Here is a 20,611-nt window from a genome sequence, read left to right as displayed (position 1 = left end):
GATTGTCCGGGGCGGGCGATGCGGTCGCCAGCGTGAAAAATAAAGCTCGACCGCCGTTCCGCCGACAAAAGGACGGCCCGACCGACGAAATGACGGAAGCGCTGTCAGCCCTTGTCGAAATTGGTCGTCATGATGATCGAGCTGCGGCAGCGCTCGACGCCGGGAAGGTTGATGATCTCGTCGAGCACGGCGTCGAGATCGTCCATCTGCGGCGCCTCGACCATGAGAGCGAGGTCGAAGTCGCCGCTGACGGTGTGGCAGGTCAGCACTTCCGGCAGCCGCCGCAGCCGCTCCATCACGGCCGGCTGCATGCGCTGCACCAGGCTCAGCATGACGATCGCCCGGCTCGCGGGCGTGCCGAGATTGCGCGACAGAATGGTGGAATAGCCGAGGATGACGCCGCTCTTCTCGAGCTTGGCGATCCGCTCGTGCACGGTGGTCCGGCCGAGCTTCAGCTTGCGCGCCAGCTCCGTGACGGATTCGCGCGCATTCTCCTGCAACAGGGCGATCAGCTTGCGATCGGTGCCGTCGAGCGTGGGCTGCTTGTCCCGGACACGGCCGCTGGAAGCTGCGTCTTTGCCGGAGCCGGGACTGTCCATCGGTTCAGTAGCCTCCCTGATAGGTCCGGCGCCGGCCCGCTCCCTGTACGAAATCGATCATCGTCAGGAAGTCGAACACATGCCGGCCCGTCGCCCGCTGTACCGCCGCAGCGTAAAGGGGAAGGTTGGAGCATTCCAGCAGGATCGCGCCGATTTCGGGATGTTCCTCGACCAGCTTCACGGCGCGCTCGACGACTTCCTTTTCCACCGCGTCGCTGTCGAGCTCGCCCTTCTCGTCGAGAATGGCATAGCGGAAGGCCGGCGCGTCCTGCAGCCCCGCGACATGCAACTCCCGGGTCGGGTGCGGATAGGCGTAGGAGAGCAGCTCCGGCGTCAGCCGATCCTTGTTGGCGCAAATGACGCCGATCGAGGCGCTGGGCGCCAGGGTTGCCGCGATGAAGGGCAGCTGCAGCAGGCTCGACAGCATCACTGGGATGTCGAGCGCGGCGGCGACTTCCTCCTGGAAATACAGCATGTAGCCGCAATCGCTGGTGATCGCCTTGACGCCCATGCCCTGCAGCTTCTTCGCCGCGGCGACCACCGAGGGCGCCATCGAGCGGTCGCCCTCGTTGATCAGGCTGTCGATGGTGACGTCGTAGATCGTCTCGTACAGCACCGGATAATTGTAGCTCCAGGCGTTGCCGACATCGCCCGGCGGGAAGGGGTTGGAGCAGGCGATCAGCAGGATGCCGATCTCATGGCCATAGCTCTGCGCATCCGGACGAACCCGATAGATTCCCACGTTCCTCGTCTCCTGAATTGGTCCTGCGTTCGGCCCTTAGCGCCCGGCCAGGATATCGTCGGCGATCTTCTCGGCGATCATCATCGTCGTCAGGTTGATGTTGGCGGCCGGGATCGACGGCATGATCGATGCGTCGGCGACGCGCAAGCCCTCGACGCCATAGACCGAGCCATGCGGATCGACCACGGCGTTCGGATCATCGGCGCGGCCCATGCGGTTGGTGCCGCAGGGATGCCAGTCGCCCTGCACGCCGGCGCGGATCCATTCTTCCATCAGCGTCTCGTCGGCCATGGTCTTGTCGAGCGGGAAGCGCTTGTCTATGGCCGCGCCCAGCACGAGCTGCCGCGCCGCGCCCCCGAGATCGAGCAGGCCGGCCGCGACATTGGTGATGATCTTGTTCATCGCCGTCGGCGCGGTCAGGTTGCGCAGCGAGGCCGCGTAGATGCCCGGCCAGAAGGCGCTGACATAGTCCGAAACGGGGCCCTGCGTCAGGAACCCGGCGACCTGGCGCGCCGTGGTCATGAAGCGCTCGAGATCGCGATGGTCGGAAAGATAGTTGAAGGCAACGAAGGGCTCGGAATGGGGCGAGGCATCGTTCAGTCGCACGATGCCCTTTGAATAGGCCTTGTTGGGGCCGAAATTGACGGTGGCGAGGCGTTCGCCCAGCCGCGTCGCGGCAAAGCGGCCGGAGACGGTCAGCTTCATGTCGACGCGCGGCGTCTGCGGGTGACCCGAGCTCCAGCGCATATGCATCAGGAAGCCATTCTTGGCGGCGCGCGAAAGCTGGCCCTCCGGCTTCAGATGGACACCGAAGCCGATCAGCGGGTGGTCGAGGAGGTTCTCGCCGACGCCGCGCCGGTCGGCGAGCACGGCGACATTGTGCTCGGTGAGATGCTCGGCGCGGCCGATGCCGGCGCGCATCAGCAAGGCCGGGCTGTGCAGCGCGCCGGCCGACAGGATGACCTCGCCGGCTTCGATACGCTCGTCCTTGCCGTCGCGGCGGATGGTGACGCCGGTGATGCGGCGGCCTTCCGCGGTCAGCCCCTGCACCACGGTTCCGGAGAGGATCTTCAGGTTCGGGCGACGGCGGGTCGACTCGTCGAGATAGCCCGCGGCCGACGAAACCCGGTGGTTGTAGGCATTGTTGCGGCCGAACGGGAAGCAGGCGTCGCCGACCTGCTGGTGGCTGTCGTCGAGATAGGGAATGCCGGCTTTGCCGACCACGTCGCGGAAGGCGAGGGCGAACGGGCTCCAATATTCCGGGAAGGTGCGGCGGATCGGGATGCGCCCTTCGGTGCCGCTCAGCGGCGTCGTGAAATCGAGGTCGCGCTCGATCTTCTTGAAATAGGGCAGGCAGTCGTCCCAAGACCATCCGGCCGCGCCCATAGCCTGCCACTCGTCATAATCGGTAGCGAGGCCGCGGATCAGCACCTGGGCGTTGACCGAGGAGCCGCCGCCCATGACGCGCGCCTGCTCGTAACGGCGCTCGGGCATCGCGGCCTTGATCTCGTCCGCCGACTTGTTGCCGATCGGACCGGTATAGGCCTTCAGCTCCGTCCAGTAGCGATAGGGCTGGAAATAATCCGGCAGGAAGCCTTCGCCATAGATCGTGGCGGGGACCGCTTCGGGCGGGGTGTCGGGTCCCGCCTCGATCAGCAGCACGCGGCGCTTCGGGTCGGCCGAAAGCCGGTTGGCCAGCACGCAGCCGGCGGAGCCGCCGCCAACGATGATATGGTCGAAGAACATGGCGAGCCCGCAAATCCGCTGATTAAAACAACTGTTTAATTTCTAGATCCACGATCGGGCATCGTCAATCGGACTGCGCGGCCTGGGGCGTGCACCGGCTAGCCGCCGAGATCGCGGATCGGGAAGGGGCGCTGTTCCGCGATCGCCTCCATGGCGAAATAGGAGGTGACCGTGTCCAGTTCGACCTTCTCGATCAGGCGCTGGTAGGAGCGGTCGTAGCTCGCCAGGTCGTGCGTGACGATCTTCAGCATGTAATCGTAGTCGCCGCCGATGCGGTAGAAATCGATCACTTCCGGCATGGACTGCACATGCTGGCGGAAGGTTTCCAGCCACGCCTTGGAATGATGGCGGGTGCGGATCATGACGAAGACGACCACGTCGAGATCGACCGCGGCGCGGTTGAGGCGCACCGAATAGCCCTGGATCACGCCGCTCTGCTGGATCGCCTGAAGCCGCCGCCAGCAGGCGTTCTGCGACAGGTTCACCGTCTCGGCCAGCTCGCGCTGCGACAGCGATGAATCATTCTGCAGGGCGCGCAGAATCCGCAAGTCCATGTGATCGAATTTTGGCTTCATGATCCGATCAGGTGATCTATTTCGGACCCTTATGTCAATAAAATTGGTGTATTTTCCGCGTTTGGAAGTTGAAATGATGGTTTGAATGACCCGTTCCGGCCCACGCCTGCGACGGGCTTCTTCCTTCAGAAGGCGCACGGCCATGGATACTCCCCGCGACACGATCGAGACCGTCAACGCCACGCCGCTGCAGCGTTTTCGCGCCGGCCTCGCGAGTCCCGATATCGTGCGCGAACTGCGCGAAGGGCTGATCGGCGAGGGGAAGCTGATCGAAAGCCCCTTCGGGCCGAAGCCCTTGCTCTATGCCGATTACGTTGCCTCGGGCCGGGCGCTGCGCCAGGTCGAGAGCTTCGTCATGGAAGAAGTCCTGCCCTTCTACGCCAACAGCCATACCGAGGCGTCCTATTGCGGTGGCGCGATGACGCGGATGCGCCGCGAGGGGCGCGCCACCATCGGTCGGCTGGTCGGCGCCGATGCGGATTGCGCCGTCATCTTCACCGGTTCGGGCGCGACCGCCGGGATCAACCGGCTGGTCTCGCTGCTCGGCGTCGCCGATGCGGCGCAGCGCGGCGAAAATCCGCTGGTGATCGTCGGCCCCTATGAGCACCACTCCAACATCCTGCCCTGGCGCGAGAGCGGCGCCGAGGTGATCGAGATCGCCGAGGCGGCCGAAGGCGGCCCGGATCTCGGCGAGCTCGAAGCGACACTGGCGCGAACCGGCGACCGGAGCCTTCGCATCGGCGCCTTCTCGGCCGCCTCCAACGTCACCGGCATCACAACGGATACGGATGCGGTGACGGCGCTGCTGAAGCGGCATGGCGCGCTCGCCGTCTGGGACTATGCCGGCGGCGGCCCCTACATGCCGATGAACATGGCGCCGGGCGAGGGCCTGGCGAAGGACGCGATCGTGCTGTCGCCGCACAAGTTCGCCGGCGGACCCGGCGCCTCCGGCATTCTCGTGGTGCGGAAATCCGCCGTGACGCAGACGCGGCCGAGCTGGCCCGGCGGAGGCACCGTGTCGTTCGTTTCACCCTGGGGCCATGATTATGTGAAGGATCTCGCCGCGCGGGAAGAGGCGGGAACGCCGAACGTCGTTGGCGACATCCGCGCCGTGCTGGCCTTTCTCGTCAAGGATGCGGTCGGCCAGGCCTTCATCGATCGCCGCCACGCGGAGCTGAACGCCCGGGCGCTGGCCGTGTGGTCGCAGAATCCGCGGCTGAAGCTGCTCGGTGTCGACAAGGGCGAGCGGCTGCCGATCTTCTCCATGCGCGTGCTGAACGGCGAAGGCGGCTTCGTCCACCACCAGCTCTTCACCCGCATGCTGAGCGATTGCTTCGGCATCCAGGCGCGCGGCGGCTGTGCCTGCGCCGGCCCCTATGCGCATCGCCTGCTTGGCATCGACGAGGACGCCTCCAACGCGATCCGCGCCAGCATCGGCGCCGGCCAGGAAATCGAGAAGCCCGGCTGGGTGCGGCTGAACCTCAGCTTCCTGATGGACGATGCCAAGGCCGATTTCCTGATCCGCTCGGTCGACCAACTGGCGCGCGACCCGTCCGCTGCCGCCGCCTATCAGGTCGATGTCGCGACGGCGAAGTTCCGCCCTGCCGACAAGGCGGCCTGACTTGGCCGGCCGGCCGCAGGTGACGGGGTTCTTCGATCCCCGGACGTTCTCGATCCAGTATGTGGTGGCCGACCCGGCGACGCGGCGCTGCGCCATCATCGACCCCGTGCTCGACTTCGACGAGAAGTCAGGCTCGGTCGCCAGCCGGAATGCCGATCGCCTGCTTGACTTCATCGCCTCGCAAGGCCTGACGCTGGAATGGATCCTCGATACCCATCCGCATGCCGATCATTTTTCGGCCGCCGATTATCTGCGCCGCAGGACGGGCGCGCCGACGGCGATCGGCGAGAAAGTGGTGGGCGTCCAGACGATCTGGAACGACATCTACAATCGGACCGACCTGCCGGCGGACGGGTCGGCCTGGGATCGGCTGTTTGCCGATGGCGACCGATTCCGCATCGGCGATCTCGAGGCGCGGGTGATGTTCTCGCCCGGCCATACGCTGGCTTCGATCACCTATGTCGTGGGCGACGCGGCTTTCGTGCACGACACGCTGTTCATGCCGGACAGCGGCACGGCGCGGGCGGATTTTCCGGGCGGATCGGCGAGCGATCTCTGGCGCTCGATCCAGGCCATTCTGGCCTTGCCGGACGAGACGCGGCTGTTCACCGGGCATGACTACCAGCCTGGTGGCCGCAAGCCCGCATGGGAGAGCACGGTCGCCGAACAACGCGCCCGCAACACGCATGTTTCCACCTGCGAAACCGAGGCCGAGTTCGTGGCGCTGCGCAGCCGACGCGATGCGACCTTGCCAATGCCGAAGCTGATCCTGCATGCCTTGCAGGTGAACACGAATGGCGGCCGGATGCCCGCGCCGGAAGCCAATGGCCGACGCTATCTGAAGATCCCGATCGGCGCGCTGGGCGAGCCGGACTGGGGCTGATCGTTCCCATCTCTGACGCCTTCCTCCAACACGGGCCTTAAGCGTGATCGCGAGACTGCTGCAACGAAGCCTCCCCATTCTCGACTGGGGCCGCCGCTACAATCGATCGACGCTGACCAATGACCTGATCGCCGCGGTGATCGTCACGGTGATGCTGGTGCCGCAATCGCTCGCCTATGCGATGCTGGCCGGCCTGTCGCCCCAGGTCGGGCTCTATGCGTCCATGCTGCCGCTGGTCGCCTACATGCTGTTCGGCACCAGCCGGACGCTGGCGGTCGGCCCGGTTGCTGTCATCTCGCTGATGACGGCCGCCGCGATCAGCCAGGTGGCGGCGCCGGGATCGCCGGAATACCTCGCCATGGCGGTGGCGCTCGCCTTTCTCTCGGGCGTCATCCTGGTGTTGATGGGCGTGTTCCGGCTCGGCTTCCTGGCCGGATTGCTCAGCCGTCCGGTGATTTCCGGCTTCATCACCGCATCCGGCGTGCTGATCGCCGTCAGCCAGCTCAAGCATGTTCTCGGTGTCCCGGCCGGCGGCAGCACCTTGCCCGACATGCTGGCAGGCCTGTTCCACGCGGTCCCGCTGTTCAATCCCTATACGGTCCTGATCGGCGTCGGGGTCGTCGCCTTCCTGATCTTCGTGCGCTCGCGGCTAAAGGGTGTGCTGCTGCGGCTTGGCCTGCGTCGCGCCGCGGCGGAACTGATCGTGCGGCTCGGGCCGATCGCGGCGATCGTCGTGACGACGGCGGCGGCGGTTGTCTTCGACCTCCAGGCCAAGGGCGTGCAACTGGTCGGCGCGATCCCGCAGGGCCTGCCGGTGTTCGCGCTGCCGGATCTTTCGATCGAGACGGTGACGCGCCTGGCGGGGCCCGCCTTGCTGCTCAGCGTCGTCGGCTTCGTCGAGTCGATCTCGATCGCCCAAACGCTTGCCTCGAAGCGGCGGCAGCGGATCTCGCCCAATCAGGAACTGATCGGGCTTGGCGTCGCCAATCTCGCTTCCGGCTTTTCCTCGGGCTATCCGGTCACGGGCGGCTTTGCCCGCTCGGTGGTCAATTTCGATGCCGGCGCCGAGACGCCGGCGGCCGGGCTCTACACCGCCATCGGCATCGGTCTCGTCACGCTGTTCCTGACGCCCTATCTGGCGCACCTGCCGCAGGCGACATTGGCGGCGACGATCATCGTCGCGGTCTTGTCGCTGGTCGACATCGCGGCGATCCGGCGCGTCTATGCCTATTCGCGGCCGGATTTCGTCGCAATCTGCGCGACGATCCTGGTGACGTGGATCTGGGGCGTCGAGATCGGCGTCGTTACCGGCGTGGCCGTTTCGCTGATCCTGCATCTCCAGCGCACGAGCCGGCCACATATGGCTGTCGTCGGCCAGATGCCGGGGACCGAGCATTTCCGCAATGTCGAGCGCCATGCCGTCCTCACCGACGAGGCCGTGCTTGGCCTGCGCGTCGATGAAAGCCTCTATTTCGGCAATTGCGGCTTCCTCGAAGACAGCGTGTTGCGGCTGGTGGCGGAGCGGCCGAAGGTGCGGCACCTGATCCTGATGTGCCCGGCCGTCAACACGATCGATTCCAGCGCGCTCGACAGCCTGTTCGAGATCAACAGCCGTCTGCAGGACGCCGGCATCCAGTTTCACCTGTCGGAAGTGAAGGGGCCGGTGATGGACCGGCTGCGCCGATCCGATTTTCTCGCCAAACTGTCCGGCAAGGTGTTCCTGAGCCAGATGGAAGCGGTCCGCGCGCTGACCCTGCCGGTCCCCGCCATGGTCGAGGCCGGGACGGCGTCCGTGGAGCGCGCCTGAGGGAGAATTCTATTCTCCGCGCCGATGCTTCGGCCGAACGCGCATTTTTATGTCTGTCATCGCCGTCGGGGCAGGGCGCGTTTTCACTTGAGCACGCATTCAAATAAATGTTTTAAATGATTGATTAGGATCTAGCCAAGGCGCGCCCCATGTACGCTGCACCGACCCTGCTGATCAACGGGATCGCCCGTTCGACCTTTGAAACGGCTTCCAACGTCATCGTCAACCCGGCAACCGGGCAGGAACTGGCGCCGCTGCCGATTGCCTCGGCCGAGGATGTCGCGGCGGCGATCGAGGCGGCGGACGCAGCCTTTCCGGCCTGGAGCCGCAAGGCGCCGGTCGAGCGCGCCCGCGTGCTGCGCCGTGCCGCCGATCTGATCCGGCTGCGTGCCGACGACATCGCCACCGGGCTGACGCTGGAGAACGGCAAGCCGCTGGCGGAAGCGCGGGGCGAGATCCTCGCCACCGCCGAGGTTTTCGACTGGTTCGCCGATGAAGCACGCCGCGCCTATGGCCGTATCATCCCGGGACCGCACGATGGCCGCATGGTCGTGCTCAAGGAGCCGGTCGGCGTGGTGGCGGCGATGTCTCCCTGGAACTTCCCGGCCATGACCTCCGGCAAGAAGGTCGCCGCGGCGCTCGCCGCCGGTTGCACCGTCGTGCTGAAGCCGGCCGAGGAAACCCCGTCCGCGCCGCTGGCGATTGCCCAGTGCCTGCATGACGCCGGACTGCCGGCCGGCGCGCTCAATGTCGTCCTGGGACGTCCGGCCGATATCTCGACCCAGATCATGGCGTCGCCCAAGGTCGCCAAGGTGTCGTTCACCGGCTCGACCGCGGTTGGCCGCGAACTCGCGCGGCTCGCCGCGCCCGGCCTGAAGCGCCTGACCATGGAACTGGGTGGCCATGCGCCCGTCCTGGTTATGGACGATGTCGATCCAGCCTGGGCCGCCGCCCGTTCGGCGACGGCGAAGTTCCGCAATGCCGGCCAGGTCTGCACCTCGGCGACGCGCTTCTTCGTGCATCAGTCGATCTATGAGGCCTTCGTCAACGAATTCGCCCGCCTCGCCAAGACCGTGCAGGTCGGCGACGGCCTCGATCCGGCGACCGTGATGGGGCCGCTCACCAATGCGCGCCGCGTCGACGCGGTCGAGCGGCTGACGGCCGAGGCGGTTTCCTGCGGCGCTCGCCTGGTTGCCGGCGGCAAGCGCATCGATCGCCCGGGCAATTTCTTCGAGCCGACCGTGCTTGCCGACGTGCCGGCCCATGCCAAGGTGATGAGCGAGGAGCCGTTCGGCCCTCTGGCGACGATCACCCCCTTTGCCGATCTCGACGAGGCGCTCGCCGCCGCCAATGCCGTGCCGTTCGGACTTGCCGGCTATGCCCTCACCCATTCGACCGCCTATTCGCGCCGCATCGCCCGCGACCTGAAGGTCGGCGTCGTCGGCATCAACACCTTCGTCGCCAGCAGCGCGGAAACGCCGTTCGGCGGCGTCAAGGATAGCGGCTATGGCGTCGAAGGCGGCATTGAGGGGCTCGATTCCTATCTCGTCACCAAGTTCGTGAACGAAGGCTGAGGCCATGCCGGAGCTGACCTGCGATTTCGTCGTCGTCGGCGGCGGTTCGGCCGGCTGCGTCATGGCGAGCCGCCTGTCGGAGGACGGCAGGTATCGCGTGATCCTGCTGGAAGCGGGCCGCGATACGCCGCCCGACCGGGTCGAGCCCGCCATTCTCGACAGCTATCCGCGCGTCGCGTATTTCAACGCCAAGAATGTCTGGCCGGAATTGCGCGTCCACCTGCAGCCGGTGCCGCACAACAATCCCGGCAAGGCGGTGCCTCGGCGCTACGAGCAGGCGCGGCTGATGGGCGGCGGCTCCAGCCTCAACGACATGCAGGCCAACCGCGGCACTCCGGACGACTATGACGACTGGGCGCGGGTCGGTGCGACGGGCTGGGACTGGGACGGCGTGCTGCCCTTCTTCAAGAAGGCGGAGCGCGATCTCGACTATGCCGGCGATCTGCACGGTCAGACCGGCCCGCTGCCGATCCGGCGCATCTTTCCCGACGCCTGGCCGAAATTCTCGCATGCGGCGGTCGAGGCCTGGGGCGCGGCCGGATTCCGGCAGTTGCAGGACCAGAACGGCGAATTCGGCGACGGATTCTTCCCGGTCGCGATCTCCAATATTTATGACCGGCGCGTCTCGACTGCGATCGCCTATCTCGACAACAAGGTCCGCCAGCGCCTGAACCTGACGATCCTCCCGAACGCCATGGTGAAGAAGCTCATCCAGCAGGATGGCCGGATCGCCGGCGTCGAGGCGCAGACGGAGCAGGGCCCCCAGACGATCGTCGCCGGCGAAACCATCATCTGCGCCGGTGCCCTGCATTCGCCGGCCATGCTGATGCGCGCCGGCATCGGGCCGGGCGACACGCTGCGCCGTCTCGGCATCCCGGTCGTCGCGGCCCGGCGCGGCGTCGGCCAGAATTTGCAGGAACATCCGACGATCTCGATCTCGTCGCACGTCAAGCCGGACGCCCGCCTCGGCAAGAAGCTGCGGCGCCATATCCATACGGCGCTGCGCTATTCCTCCGGCGTCGAGGGCGGCGATCCGCAGGACATGTACATGGTGGCGATGACCACCTCGGGCTGGCATCCGGTCGGCCAGCAGGTCGGCTCGCTGATGACCTGGGTCAACCGGGCCCACTCGCGAGGCTTCGTCACGCTCGACAGCGCCTCGGCGGATGCCGAGCCGCATGTCGAGTTCGCGCTGCTCTCCGACAATCGCGACGTGCAGCGGTTGAAAGCCGGCATGCGGCTGATCGCCAGGCTCTACGACACGCCGGCGATGCAATCGGTCGCCAACGATCCGTTCCCGACCAGCTATACCGAGCGGATCCGCGATCTCGGCGTCATCAGCACCAAGAACTACGTCATGACCAAGATTTTGGCGACGATGCTGGACGGACCGGACTGGATGCGGCGGCTGCTGTTGAAGCACGTCGTCACGTCGGATGCGCCGGTCGCCGCCATGATGGCGGATGACGACCTGCTGGAAGCCTTCGTGCGCGAGAAGGCGCATGGCGTCTGGCATGCCTCCGGAACCTGCAGGATGGGCAGCGTCACCGACGAGGATGCGGTGGTCGGCCCGTCCGGCAAGGTGATCGGCGTCGAGGGATTGCGCGTCGTCGACGCCTCGGTAATGCCGTTCACGCCGCGCGCCAACACAAATTTGCCGACCATCATGATCGCCGAGCGAATGAGCGCATTGATCCTCGCGGAGCGAAAAGAAGGCCACCGTACTGCCTGGTGATGCGTTACGACGGCAAAACATGGTGAAAAAGCCTACCAAAACCCGCAGTTAGCGTTCTGCGGGTGTTCGGGCGTGATGGCCAATCGGACGTGGTGAAGGTTAACCTGTAATCTGCGGCGCAGGTCGCCAATGAGCGCCGAGTCGGCGCGGGTGCGCAGGTCGGATCGGATTGGGGAGAACGGGTGCCTTGGTCGTATCGGAAAGCACAGCAATGGCAGGCAAGGAAGCGGACACGCGGGAGCGGCTCATCAAGGCTGCGCTACGGGTATTCGCCGATCGCGGCATTGCTTCCGCCACCTTGCGCGAGATCACCGTCGAGGCCGGCGCCAACGTCGCCGCGGTGAACTATTACTTCCGTTCGAAGGAAGAACTGACCCGCACCGTGCTGGAAGCCTGCCTGCGGCCGATCAACGAGAGCCGCCTGCATTCGCTGGAGAAGCTGGTGGCTTTGAACGGCGACGCGGCTATCCCGCTCGAAAACCTGATCGAGGCGCTGGTCCGGCCGATGGTCGAGCAGAGCCTGGACGAATATGGCGGCCGCTCTCCGGTACGGCTTCTGCTGCAGGTGCGCGCCCTGCCGCAGCCCTTGACCAACACCATCCTCGCCAACCAGTTCGACAGCATCCATCGCCTGTTCGTCGAAGCGCTGGGCCGGGCGCTGCCGGAGCTCACCCGCGAGGAAATCGGCCTGCGCTATGACTTCGCCCGTGGCGCCATCATGCAGATCCTGGGCGACCTCGACCCCGCGGCGCGCGACCTGCCGGATCTGCCGATCAAGCAGGCGCGGCTCGACAACGAGACGCTGATCCGGCAACTCGTCCACTTCATCGCCGCCGGTTTTCGCGCCCCCGCCTTCGCGAGCCCCTGAGCCGCCGCGCGCCGGGCCCCGCCTCGGGATTGGGCAGGCCGCGCCCCTGCCGCTTGCAACACGACCCTAGACCTCGTCCAAGCCGCAAATCCTGCGAGCCCTCCGTCGCCGCGTACGCTGCGCGAAGGCGAGCGTTGCTGCGCCATCGCGCCCGATTTCCGGCGCGGAAGGGCGGATGCCTCCCTCGTTGGAGTCCTCGGTCAGGATGCAATCCTTCCTGCCCGCTAAAAGCGCTTGACCAGCAACAAAACATTCGTTTGAAATGAAGGTATGAAACATATTTTTTGCTTCTGGGACTGACTTAGGCGGCGTTTGCCTCGGGGAGGGCGGACGCAGTTGCTATTTTGCCGAAGGAGTGGCCTCGCGCGTGCAGCCGGGTGCCGACCGGCAAAAGCGGCGCCGCGAAGCGCGGTGGTCGTGAATGGCGGGACGGCAGTCGTCGCGCTTCGGTTTCGTCATGCAGTCATCAAGGGGAGTTCATTCATGCGTCCAGCTAAGTTGCTACTCGGTCTCGGCGCGGCGCTTTGCGCGCTGACGTCCTTCGCGCAGGCGGAAGAGCCGGTGCGCGGCGGAAACGTCACGTTCCTGATGTCGCCCGCGCCGCAGATCCTGACGTCGGCGATCACGACGGCGGGCGCGGAACAGGTGGTGTCATCGAAGATTTCCGACAGCCTGTTCACCTATGACTATGACCTCAATCCGAAGCCCCTTTTGGCCGAGGGCTTTTCGGTCAGTGATGACGGCCTGCGCGTCACGATCAACCTGCGCAAGGGCGTGAAGTGGCATGACGGCAAGGAGTTCACCTCCGAGGACGTCGCCTTCACGACCATGGAAGTCTGGAAGGTCCTGCACGGCCGTGGCCGCACCATCTTCGGCAACGTCACCGCCGTCGAGACGCCCGACCCCTACACGGCGATCTTCGTTCTCTCGAAGCCGTCGCCCGGCATGCTGAAGAGCCTGGCCGCGCAGCAGGCGCAGATCCTGCCCGCCCATCTCTACAAGGGCACGGACATCGCCACCAACCCGGCCAATCTCAAGCCGATCGGCACCGGTCCGTTCAAGTTCGTATCGTTCGCGCCGGGCGATAACCTGGTGCTCGAGCGCAACCCGGACTACTGGGACAAGGGCAAGCCCTATCTCGACAAGCTGATCTTCCGCTTCATCCCCGATCCGGCCACCCGCGCCTCGGCGATCGAATCCGGCGAAGCCCAGATCGCGCCGCAGAACCTGGTGCCGATGGCCGATCTCGAGCGCCTCTCCGCCACCGGCGAATTCGACATCACCACCAAGGGCTACGAGTTCCAGAACGAGATGGAGATGATCGAGTTCAACCTCGATGATCCCGTCATGAAGGACAAGCGCGTCCGCCAGGCGATCGCCCATGCGATCGACCGCGACTGGATCGTCGAGAACATCTTCTTCGGTTATGGCAAGTCGGCCGAGACGCCGCTGCACCAGCAGCTGACCGAGATGTTCGACTCGAGCGGCGTGCCGCAATACGCCTTCGATCCGGAAAAGGCCAAGGCGCTGCTTGACGAGGCCGGTTACAAGCCGGACGCCAACGGCATCCGCCTGAAGCTCACCGTCGATCCGCTGCCCTATGGCGAGCACCAGGCGAGCATCGCCGCCTATATGCGCGAAGCCTTCCGCGCGGTCGGCATCGACCTGACGGTGCGGGCGCAGGATTTCGCCGGTTTCGTCAAGCGCGTCTACACCGATCGCGACTTCCAGTTCACCGTCAATCTGCTGACGGGCGGCTCGGATCCGACGATCGGCACGCAGCGCACCTTCTGGTCGCAGAGCTTCAAGCCCGGCGTCGGTTTCTCCAACGGCTCGCACTATGTGAACCCGGAGATGGACAAGCTGCTTGAGACGGCTGCTTCCGAAATGGATCCCGCCAAGCGCAAGGCCGAGTATCACGACTTCCAGAAGCTCGCCATGGAAGACCTGCCGGTCTTCCCGCTGGTCGCGGTCGAGAGCGTGACCATTGCCAGCAAGCGGCTGAAGAACCATACGATCGATGCCAACGGCACCTACAGCAACTTCGCCAACGTCTATCTGACGCCGGCCCAGTAAGCTCGATGGGAGCCGGCGGCGATCTGCCCGCCGGCTCCCGTTCCCTATCCGCCCGCCACCCGGAGACATGACCGCCTTGAACCGGCATCTGTTGCATTATCTTGGATGGCGGCTGCTCCAGTCCCTCGTGGTCATCACCATCGTCGTGATCGGCAGCTTCATGCTGTTGCACCTCGTCCCCGGCGACATGGTCGATGTCCTCGGCGGCCAGCGCGGCGACATGGACGCCGAGCTGATGGCGACGTTGCGCACGCGCTACGGCCTCGACCAGCCAATGCTGGTCCAGCTCTTCAACTACGTCACCGGGGTGCTGCAGGGCGACCTCGGCTATTCCTTCCGGAACTCGAATACCGTGCTGTCGCTGGTGTTGCAGCGCCTGCCGGCAACCATCCTGCTGGTGGTCTGCTCCGTCGCCGTCGCCGTCTTCATCGGCACGCTGGCCGGCGTCTTCGCCGCCCGCCATGTCCACCGGCCGATCGACGTCATCATCTCGATGGTGGTGCTGATCTTCTACGCCACGCCCGTCTTCATGACAGGTCTCGGCCTCGTCATCATCTTCAGCGTCAAGCTCAAGCTGCTGCCGGTCGGCGGGCTTACCACGCCCGGCGTCGACATGACGACGCTGCAGATGGTCGGCGATGTCGCGCAGCATCTGATCCTGCCGGTCCTGTCTCTGTCGCTGTTCTACATCGCGATCTATGCGCGCCTTGCCCGCGCCTCGATGCTGCAGGTGCTGAACCAGGATTATATCCGCACCGCCTATGCCAAGGGGCTCGGCACCAGCCACGTCATCATCGGCCATGCGCTGCGCAACGCGCTGCTGCCGGTCGTCACCATGGTCGGCCTGCAGATTGCCGAGCTGTTCGGCGGCGCGGTCCTGACCGAGACGATCTTCAGCCTCCCCGGCGTCGGCCGCCTTGCCTATGACTCGGTGTTCGAGCGCGACTATCCGCTGATCCTCGGCGTGCTGGTCGTCTGCTCCTTCGTCATCATCCTCGTCAATCTGATCATCGACCTCATCTACACGCTGCTTGACCCGCGCGTCGAAGTCAGTCGCTGAAACGCAAGGGGATCATCATGCTTCGCCGCGTCCTGCTTTCCCCTGCCGGTTTTGTCGGCCTGTTCCTGCTGCTGATGATCGTCGGCATGGCGCTTTCGGCCGGCTATTTCTTCCCCAAGGGGCCGTGGGCGCTGGTGGCGCGTCCCTATATGTGGCCGGGCCAGCGACCGGGCCTGCCTTTCGGCACGGATTCGCTCGGGCGGGATATCCTGGCGGCAATCTTCTATGGGGCGCGCGTGTCGCTGATCGTCGGCCTGGTCGCCACCGTCTGCGCGCTCGCGGTCGGCATCACGGTCGGTTCGATCGCCGGCTATTTCGGCCGCGGCGTCGATGCCGTGCTGATGCGCGTCACCGACGCCTTCCAGACCATTCCGGGCTTCCTGTTCGCCATCGTGCTGGTGTCGATCCTGTCGCCCTCGGTCACCAACATCGTCATCGCCATCGCCGTGGTTTCCTGGCCGCCGGTCGCCCGACTGACGCGCGCCGAGGTGCTGCGCGTGCGCGAGACGGAATATGTCCAGTCCTGCAAGATCATCGGCATGTCGACGCCGCGCATCATCCTGACCCAGGTGCTGCCCAACAGCCTGTCGCCGGTCATCGTCGTCGCCGCCGTTCTGGTCGCCACCGCCATCATCACCGAGGCGGGCCTTTCCTTCCTCGGGCTTGGCGATCCCAATGTCATGAGCTGGGGCACGCTGATCAATGTCGGTCGGCCATCGATCCGCAGCACCTGGTTCATCTGCGTGCTGCCCGGCCTGTTCGTGGTCATGACCGTGCTGGCGCTGAACCTGCTTGGCGACGCGATCAACGATGCGCTCAACCCCCATTTTAGGAAGCGATAGATGATGCCGAACGCTTCCGTGCCGAGGGAAAGCCTGCTCGATGTCGAGGGGCTTTCGATCCTGATCAAGGATAAGCGCGGCGATGTGCGCGCGGTCGAGGATGTCAGCTTCTCCGTCGCCGCCGGTGAGACGCTGGCGCTGGTCGGCGAATCCGGCGCCGGTAAGTCTCTGACGGCACTGGCGCTGATGCGGCTTCTGCCGAAGACGCTGGCCGTCGAGGCGAAGCGCATCACGCTGGCCGGCAAGGACCTGACCTCGCCATCCGAGCAGGACATCCGCAAGGTGCGCGGCTCGATCATGGCGATGATCTTCCAAGACCCGCTTTCGGCGCTCAATCCGGTGCTGACCGTCGAGCGCCAGCTGGTCGAGGCGATCCGCCTGCACGAGACGATCTCGCGGTCGGACGCTCGCGCGCGGGCGCTGGAACTGCTCGACATGGTGCGCATTCCGGCCGCGGCAGCGCGGCTCGGCGAATATCCCCACCGGCTTTCCGGCGGCATGCGCCAGCGCGTCATGATCGCCATGGCGCTGGCCGGCCGGCCCAAGCTGATCCTCGCCGACGAGCCGACCACGGCGCTCGACGTCACCATTTCCGGTCAGATCCTCGATCTGCTGAAGGAATTGCAACGCGATCTCGGGCTCGGCATGTTGTTCATCACGCATGATCTGCATGTCGTCCGCTCCGTCGCGCACCGGGTCGCGGTCATGTATTCCGGCCGCGTCGTCGAAAGCGGCACGGTGGCGGACGTGTTCGAGCGGCCGCGCCATCCCTATACCGAGGGCCTGATCCAGGCCCGCCCGCATGGCAGCTTCGTCACCGATGGCCACCGGCTGCGGGAGATCGCCGGCACGGTTCCGGTGCCTTCCGCCCGGCCGCCCGGCTGCGCCTTCGAGCCGCGCTGCGTTCGCGCCGAGGCCGATTGCCGGCAGATCGTGCCGCCGTTGACGCCGGAGCCCGGAACGGCCCGGTCTTTCGCCTGCTTCCACCCGCTGCAGCAGGAGCAGTACGCATGAGCCCGCGCCTGCAGATCGACGCCATGGTGGTCGAGCACCGGACGAAGCGTGGCGTCGTCCATGCCGTCGCCGGCGTCAGCCTGGAGCTGGAAGCCGGCGAGACGCTTGGGCTGGTCGGCGAATCCGGTTGCGGCAAGTCGAGCCTCGCCCGCGCCATTGTCGGCCTCAACACGCCGAAATCCGGCGCCATCCGCATCGATGGCCGCGACACCGATCCAAGCCGTCGCGGCGCGCAGGCGCGCGATATCCAGATGGTGTTCCAGGACCCCTACGGTTCGCTCAACCCGCGCATGAGCGTGCGCGAACTCGTCGAGGAGCCGCTCTCGGTGCATCGGCTCGGCAACCGCGCCGAGCGTGCCGCAAGGGCCAAGGCGCTGCTGGAGCGCGTCGGCATCTCGGCCGCCATGCACGATCGCCTGCCGCACCAGCTTTCCGGCGGCCAGCGCCAGCGCGTCGGCATTGCCCGCGCCATGGCGCTGGAGCCGAAGATCGTCATCTGCGACGAGCCCGTCTCGGCGCTCGACGTCTCGGTCCAGGCGCAGGTGTTGAACCTGCTGCTCGACCTGCAGAAGGAGCAGGAACTGACCTTCCTGTTCATCTCGCACGACCTCGAAGTCGTGCGCTATGTCTCGCACCGGATCGCCGTCATGTATCTCGGCGTCATCGTCGAGATTGGCCCGGCCGAGGGCGTCTGGTCGCTGCCGCTGCACCCCTACACGCGCGCGCTGATGCAGACGGCGGGCGATGCCGAGCGGGTCGCGGCCACTGGGCCAATGGTGACGCTCGCCAGCGAATTGCCCAACCCGCTGCATCCGCCGAGCGGATGCCGGTTCCGGACAAGATGCCCCCTTGCAATCGAGGTCTGCGCCCGCGATGTTCCGGCGCTCGAGGACTTTGGCGACGGCCATCGCGTCGCCTGTCATCGCGCCAGGGAATGGGCGGGGACCGCAACGCCGGCCGCCCATGCCTGACTGCGGGTCTTGCGTCCGGTGGGATGACCGAGCCTGACGAGCGAATTGCGAAGGTGAAACCATGACCACGACCAGCCGCAAGTTCCAGTCCCTGGCCCATTGGGGCGCGTTCACGGCCCATGTCGAGGATGGCAGGCTGGTCAGCGTTTCGCCCTTCGCCGGCGATGCGCAGCCGAACGACCTGATCGATGCATGGCCCGAAATGGTCTATGCCGAAAACCGCATCCGCCGGCCCTCGATCCGGCGCGGCTGGCTGGAGACGGTCGGGCGCGGCCTGCCGCATCCGGGTTTCGGCCGCGGCGACGACACCTTCGTCGAGGTTTCGTGGGACGAGGCGCTCGGCCATGTCCAGCGAGAGCTGGAGCGGGTGCGCAGCCAGTATGGCAATCCCTCGATCTTCGGCGGTTCCTATGGCTGGTCGAGCGCCGGGCGGCTGCATCATGCGCGCACGCTGGTCCACCGCTTCCTGGCGACGATCGGCGGCTGCACCGGCCAGGTGACCAATTACAGCTATGGCGCCGCGATGCGGCTGCTGCCGCATGTGCTGGGCGACATGGCGGCGGTGGCGGGCCCGGTCACGGACTGGCCGGCCATCCTGGAAAACTGCGAGCGCTTCGTCGCCTTCGGCGGCATCGCGGGCAAGAACTGGAAGATCCATTCGGGCGGCGGCGGCCTGCATCCCTATGGCGGCTGGATGGACAAGGCGGCGCAGAGCGGCGTCAGCTTCGTCAACATCTCGCCCTTGAAGACCGACACCGCCAACGTCATCGAGGCCGAGTGGATCCCGATCCGCCCCGGCACCGACATGGCGCTGATCCTGGCGACGGCCTGGCTGGTCCATGCCCACGGCAAGACCGACATGGATTTCGTGAACCGCTACTGCGTCGGCTTCGACCGCTTCCTGGCCTATCTGCAGGGCGCCGAGGACGGCATCGTCAAGGATCCGGCCTGGGCCTCGGCGATCACCGGCCTGTCGGTCGAGGCGATCACCGGCTTCGCCGAAAGCCTGTTCGACCGGCGGGTGCTGCTGACCGCCGCCTGGTCGCTGCAACGCGCGGAAAATGGCGAGCAGCCCTATTGGGGCCTCGTGGCGCTGGCGGCGATGCTGGGCCAGATCGGCTTGCCGGGCGGCGGCGTCGCCTTCGGCTACGGCTCGATGAACGGCATGGGCGCGCCGCTCTATGATTTGCCGATCTCCGGCATGTCGGTGCCGAAGGTGCCGGGGGAGCTGAAGATCCCGGTGGCGCGCATCGCCGACCTTCTGCTGCGGCCCGGCGAGCCGTGCGAATTCGACGGCAAGAGCTTTCCTTATCCCGATACAAGGCTGGTCTACTGGGCTGGCGGCAATCCGTTCCATCATCACCAGGACCTATTCCGCCTGCGCGAGGCGTTCCAGCGGCCCGACACGATCGTCGTGCACGAGCCCTGGTGGACGGCGACGGCGCGCCATGCCGACATCGTGCTGCCGGCAACGACGCCGCTTGAGCGCAACGACATTGGCGGCTCCTCGCGGGACCCCTATCTCTTCGCCATGCAGAAGGCGATCGAGCCGGTCGGCGAGGCACGCGGCGATTTCGAGATCTTCAGCGCGCTGGCCGACCGCATGGGCGTCGGCGCCGCATTCCACGAGAATCGCAGTGAAGAGGAATGGCTGCGCGTCATCTATGGCCGCTTTGCTTCGAAGATGGCGGAGCGCGGGTTCAACCCGCCCGATTTCGACGCCTTCTGGGAGGCGGGCCATGTCCGGATTCCGGATCCCGAGGGCGGCTTCAACCTCTACGAGCCGTTCCGGGAGGACCCCGTCGCCCACCCGCTGGCCACCCCTTCGGGCAAGGTCGAAATCTATTCCGAGACAGTCGCCGGCTTCGGCTATTCCGAGTGTCCGGGCCTGCCGGTCTGGCGCGAGCCGACCGAGTGGCTTGGGTCGGAACTGGCCGAGCGCTATCCGCTGCACATGATCTCCAACCAGCCGGAAGACAAGCTGCACGGTCAGATGGATGCGAGCGCGCCGAGCCGCCGCAACAAGGTGCGCGACCGGACCGGCCTCGTCATGAACCCGGCCGATGCGGCCGCGCGCGGCCTTGCCGATGGCGACGTCGTCCGCGTCTTCAACGATCGCGGCCTCTGCCTGGCCGGCCTGCGCATTTCGGAGCTGATCATGCCGGGCGTCGTCTGCCTGCCGACGGGAGCGACGTTCAACCCGATCTCCGACGGCGCCGGCGGGCTGATCGAGAACCATGGCAATCCGAACGCGCTGACCAAGGACATCGGCACGTCGCGCCTTGGCCAGGGCCCGAGCGCCCAGACCTGCTTGGTCGAGGTCGCGCGCCACGAACAGGAAGCCGTTCCGATCACCGTCCTGGCCCAGCCGCCGATCGAAGCGGCGGCCTAGTCAGACCCTCACCCCAACCCTCTCCCGCAAGCGGCGAGGGGGCTCGCCAGCGCTTGTTGTCGGGCCCGGTGCGCTTGGTGAGATTTGTCCGATTCACCCGCTCCAC

16 protein-coding genes are annotated in these 20,611 nt (G+C 66.1%); 12 read left to right on the top strand and 4 right to left on the bottom strand.

The annotated features are described in order from the left end of the window. Window positions 1-104: 104 nt before the first annotated feature. The 4 genes from ABIE08_RS11145 to ABIE08_RS11130 form a co-directional block, all read right to left on the bottom strand. Window positions 105-599 carry an Lrp/AsnC family transcriptional regulator gene (locus ABIE08_RS11145; protein WP_266330023.1) on the bottom strand — a complete coding sequence of 165 codons (495 nt, stop codon included), beginning with the start codon at window positions 597-599 and terminating at the stop codon, window positions 105-107. A 4-nt stretch (window positions 600-603) separates the two neighbouring features. Then, window positions 604-1,341, bottom strand: coding sequence for an aspartate/glutamate racemase family protein (locus ABIE08_RS11140; RefSeq protein ID WP_354550975.1), 738 nt, complete (start codon window positions 1,339-1,341; stop codon window positions 604-606). A 36-nt stretch (window positions 1,342-1,377) separates the two neighbouring features. Continuing rightward, on the bottom strand, window positions 1,378-3,087 hold the full coding sequence (locus tag ABIE08_RS11135) for a GMC family oxidoreductase (protein ID WP_354550973.1): 1,710 nt from the start codon (window positions 3,085-3,087) through the stop codon (window positions 1,378-1,380). Between the two features lie 98 nt (window positions 3,088-3,185). Further along, window positions 3,186-3,662: an Lrp/AsnC family transcriptional regulator gene (locus ABIE08_RS11130; RefSeq protein ID WP_396309112.1), complete on the bottom strand. Its 477-nt coding sequence runs from the start codon at window positions 3,660-3,662 to the stop codon at window positions 3,186-3,188. Window positions 3,663-3,804: 142 nt separating this feature from the next. Between ABIE08_RS11130 and ABIE08_RS11125 the strand changes: the two genes are divergently transcribed. The 12 genes from ABIE08_RS11125 (at window position 3,805) to ABIE08_RS11070 (ending at window position 20,505) form a co-directional block, all read left to right on the top strand. Next, window positions 3,805-5,283 (top strand): aminotransferase class V-fold PLP-dependent enzyme, encoded by a 1,479-nt coding sequence (locus tag ABIE08_RS11125; RefSeq protein ID WP_354550971.1) that lies wholly within the window; start codon window positions 3,805-3,807, stop codon window positions 5,281-5,283. Then, window positions 5,240-6,166, top strand: coding sequence for an MBL fold metallo-hydrolase (locus ABIE08_RS11120; RefSeq protein ID WP_436409521.1), 927 nt, complete (start codon window positions 5,240-5,242; stop codon window positions 6,164-6,166). Before ABIE08_RS11125 ends, ABIE08_RS11120 begins: the two co-directional genes overlap by 44 nt. A 43-nt stretch (window positions 6,167-6,209) precedes the next feature. Continuing rightward, the gene (locus ABIE08_RS11115; RefSeq protein WP_354550968.1) at window positions 6,210-7,973 is read left to right on the top strand and encodes a SulP family inorganic anion transporter; all 1,764 of its coding nucleotides are present in this window, start codon (window positions 6,210-6,212) and stop codon (window positions 7,971-7,973) included. A gap of 149 nt (window positions 7,974-8,122) precedes the next feature. Then, window positions 8,123-9,547: an NAD-dependent succinate-semialdehyde dehydrogenase gene (locus tag ABIE08_RS11110; RefSeq protein WP_354550967.1), complete on the top strand. Its 1,425-nt coding sequence runs from the start codon at window positions 8,123-8,125 to the stop codon at window positions 9,545-9,547. Between the two features lie 4 nt (window positions 9,548-9,551). Continuing rightward, entirely contained in the window at window positions 9,552-11,282 is a 1,731-nt protein-coding gene (locus tag ABIE08_RS11105; protein WP_354550965.1) for a GMC family oxidoreductase, read from the top strand. Between the two features lie 211 nt (window positions 11,283-11,493). Beyond that, on the top strand, window positions 11,494-12,150 hold the full coding sequence (locus ABIE08_RS11100; RefSeq protein ID WP_354550964.1) for a TetR/AcrR family transcriptional regulator: 657 nt from the start codon (window positions 11,494-11,496) through the stop codon (window positions 12,148-12,150). Between the two features lie 483 nt (window positions 12,151-12,633). After that, window positions 12,634-14,226, top strand: coding sequence for an ABC transporter substrate-binding protein (locus tag ABIE08_RS11095; protein ID WP_354550963.1), 1,593 nt, complete (start codon window positions 12,634-12,636; stop codon window positions 14,224-14,226). A 67-nt stretch (window positions 14,227-14,293) separates the two neighbouring features. Next, the gene (locus tag ABIE08_RS11090; RefSeq protein ID WP_354550961.1) at window positions 14,294-15,286 is read left to right on the top strand and encodes an ABC transporter permease; all 993 of its coding nucleotides are present in this window, start codon (window positions 14,294-14,296) and stop codon (window positions 15,284-15,286) included. 17 nt (window positions 15,287-15,303) lie between these two features. Further along, window positions 15,304-16,128 (top strand): ABC transporter permease, encoded by an 825-nt coding sequence (locus tag ABIE08_RS11085; protein ID WP_354550960.1) that lies wholly within the window; start codon window positions 15,304-15,306, stop codon window positions 16,126-16,128. After that, entirely contained in the window at window positions 16,129-17,142 is a 1,014-nt protein-coding gene (locus tag ABIE08_RS11080; RefSeq protein WP_354550959.1) for an ABC transporter ATP-binding protein, read from the top strand. It begins immediately after the preceding gene. After that, on the top strand, window positions 17,139-18,113 hold the full coding sequence (locus ABIE08_RS11075; RefSeq protein ID WP_354550958.1) for an ABC transporter ATP-binding protein: 975 nt from the start codon (window positions 17,139-17,141) through the stop codon (window positions 18,111-18,113). The genes ABIE08_RS11080 and ABIE08_RS11075 overlap by 4 nt, the downstream gene beginning before the upstream one ends. Before the next feature lie 61 nt (window positions 18,114-18,174). Then, window positions 18,175-20,505, top strand: coding sequence for a molybdopterin-dependent oxidoreductase (locus tag ABIE08_RS11070; RefSeq protein WP_354550956.1), 2,331 nt, complete (start codon window positions 18,175-18,177; stop codon window positions 20,503-20,505). The last annotated feature ends 106 nt before the right edge of the window (window positions 20,506-20,611 follow it).

It is taken from the genome of Kaistia defluvii (genome assembly GCF_040548815.1).
Lineage (GTDB): Bacteria > Pseudomonadota > Alphaproteobacteria > Rhizobiales > Kaistiaceae > Kaistia > Kaistia defluvii_A.
This window is presented reverse-complemented; position numbering and strand designations above follow the sequence as displayed.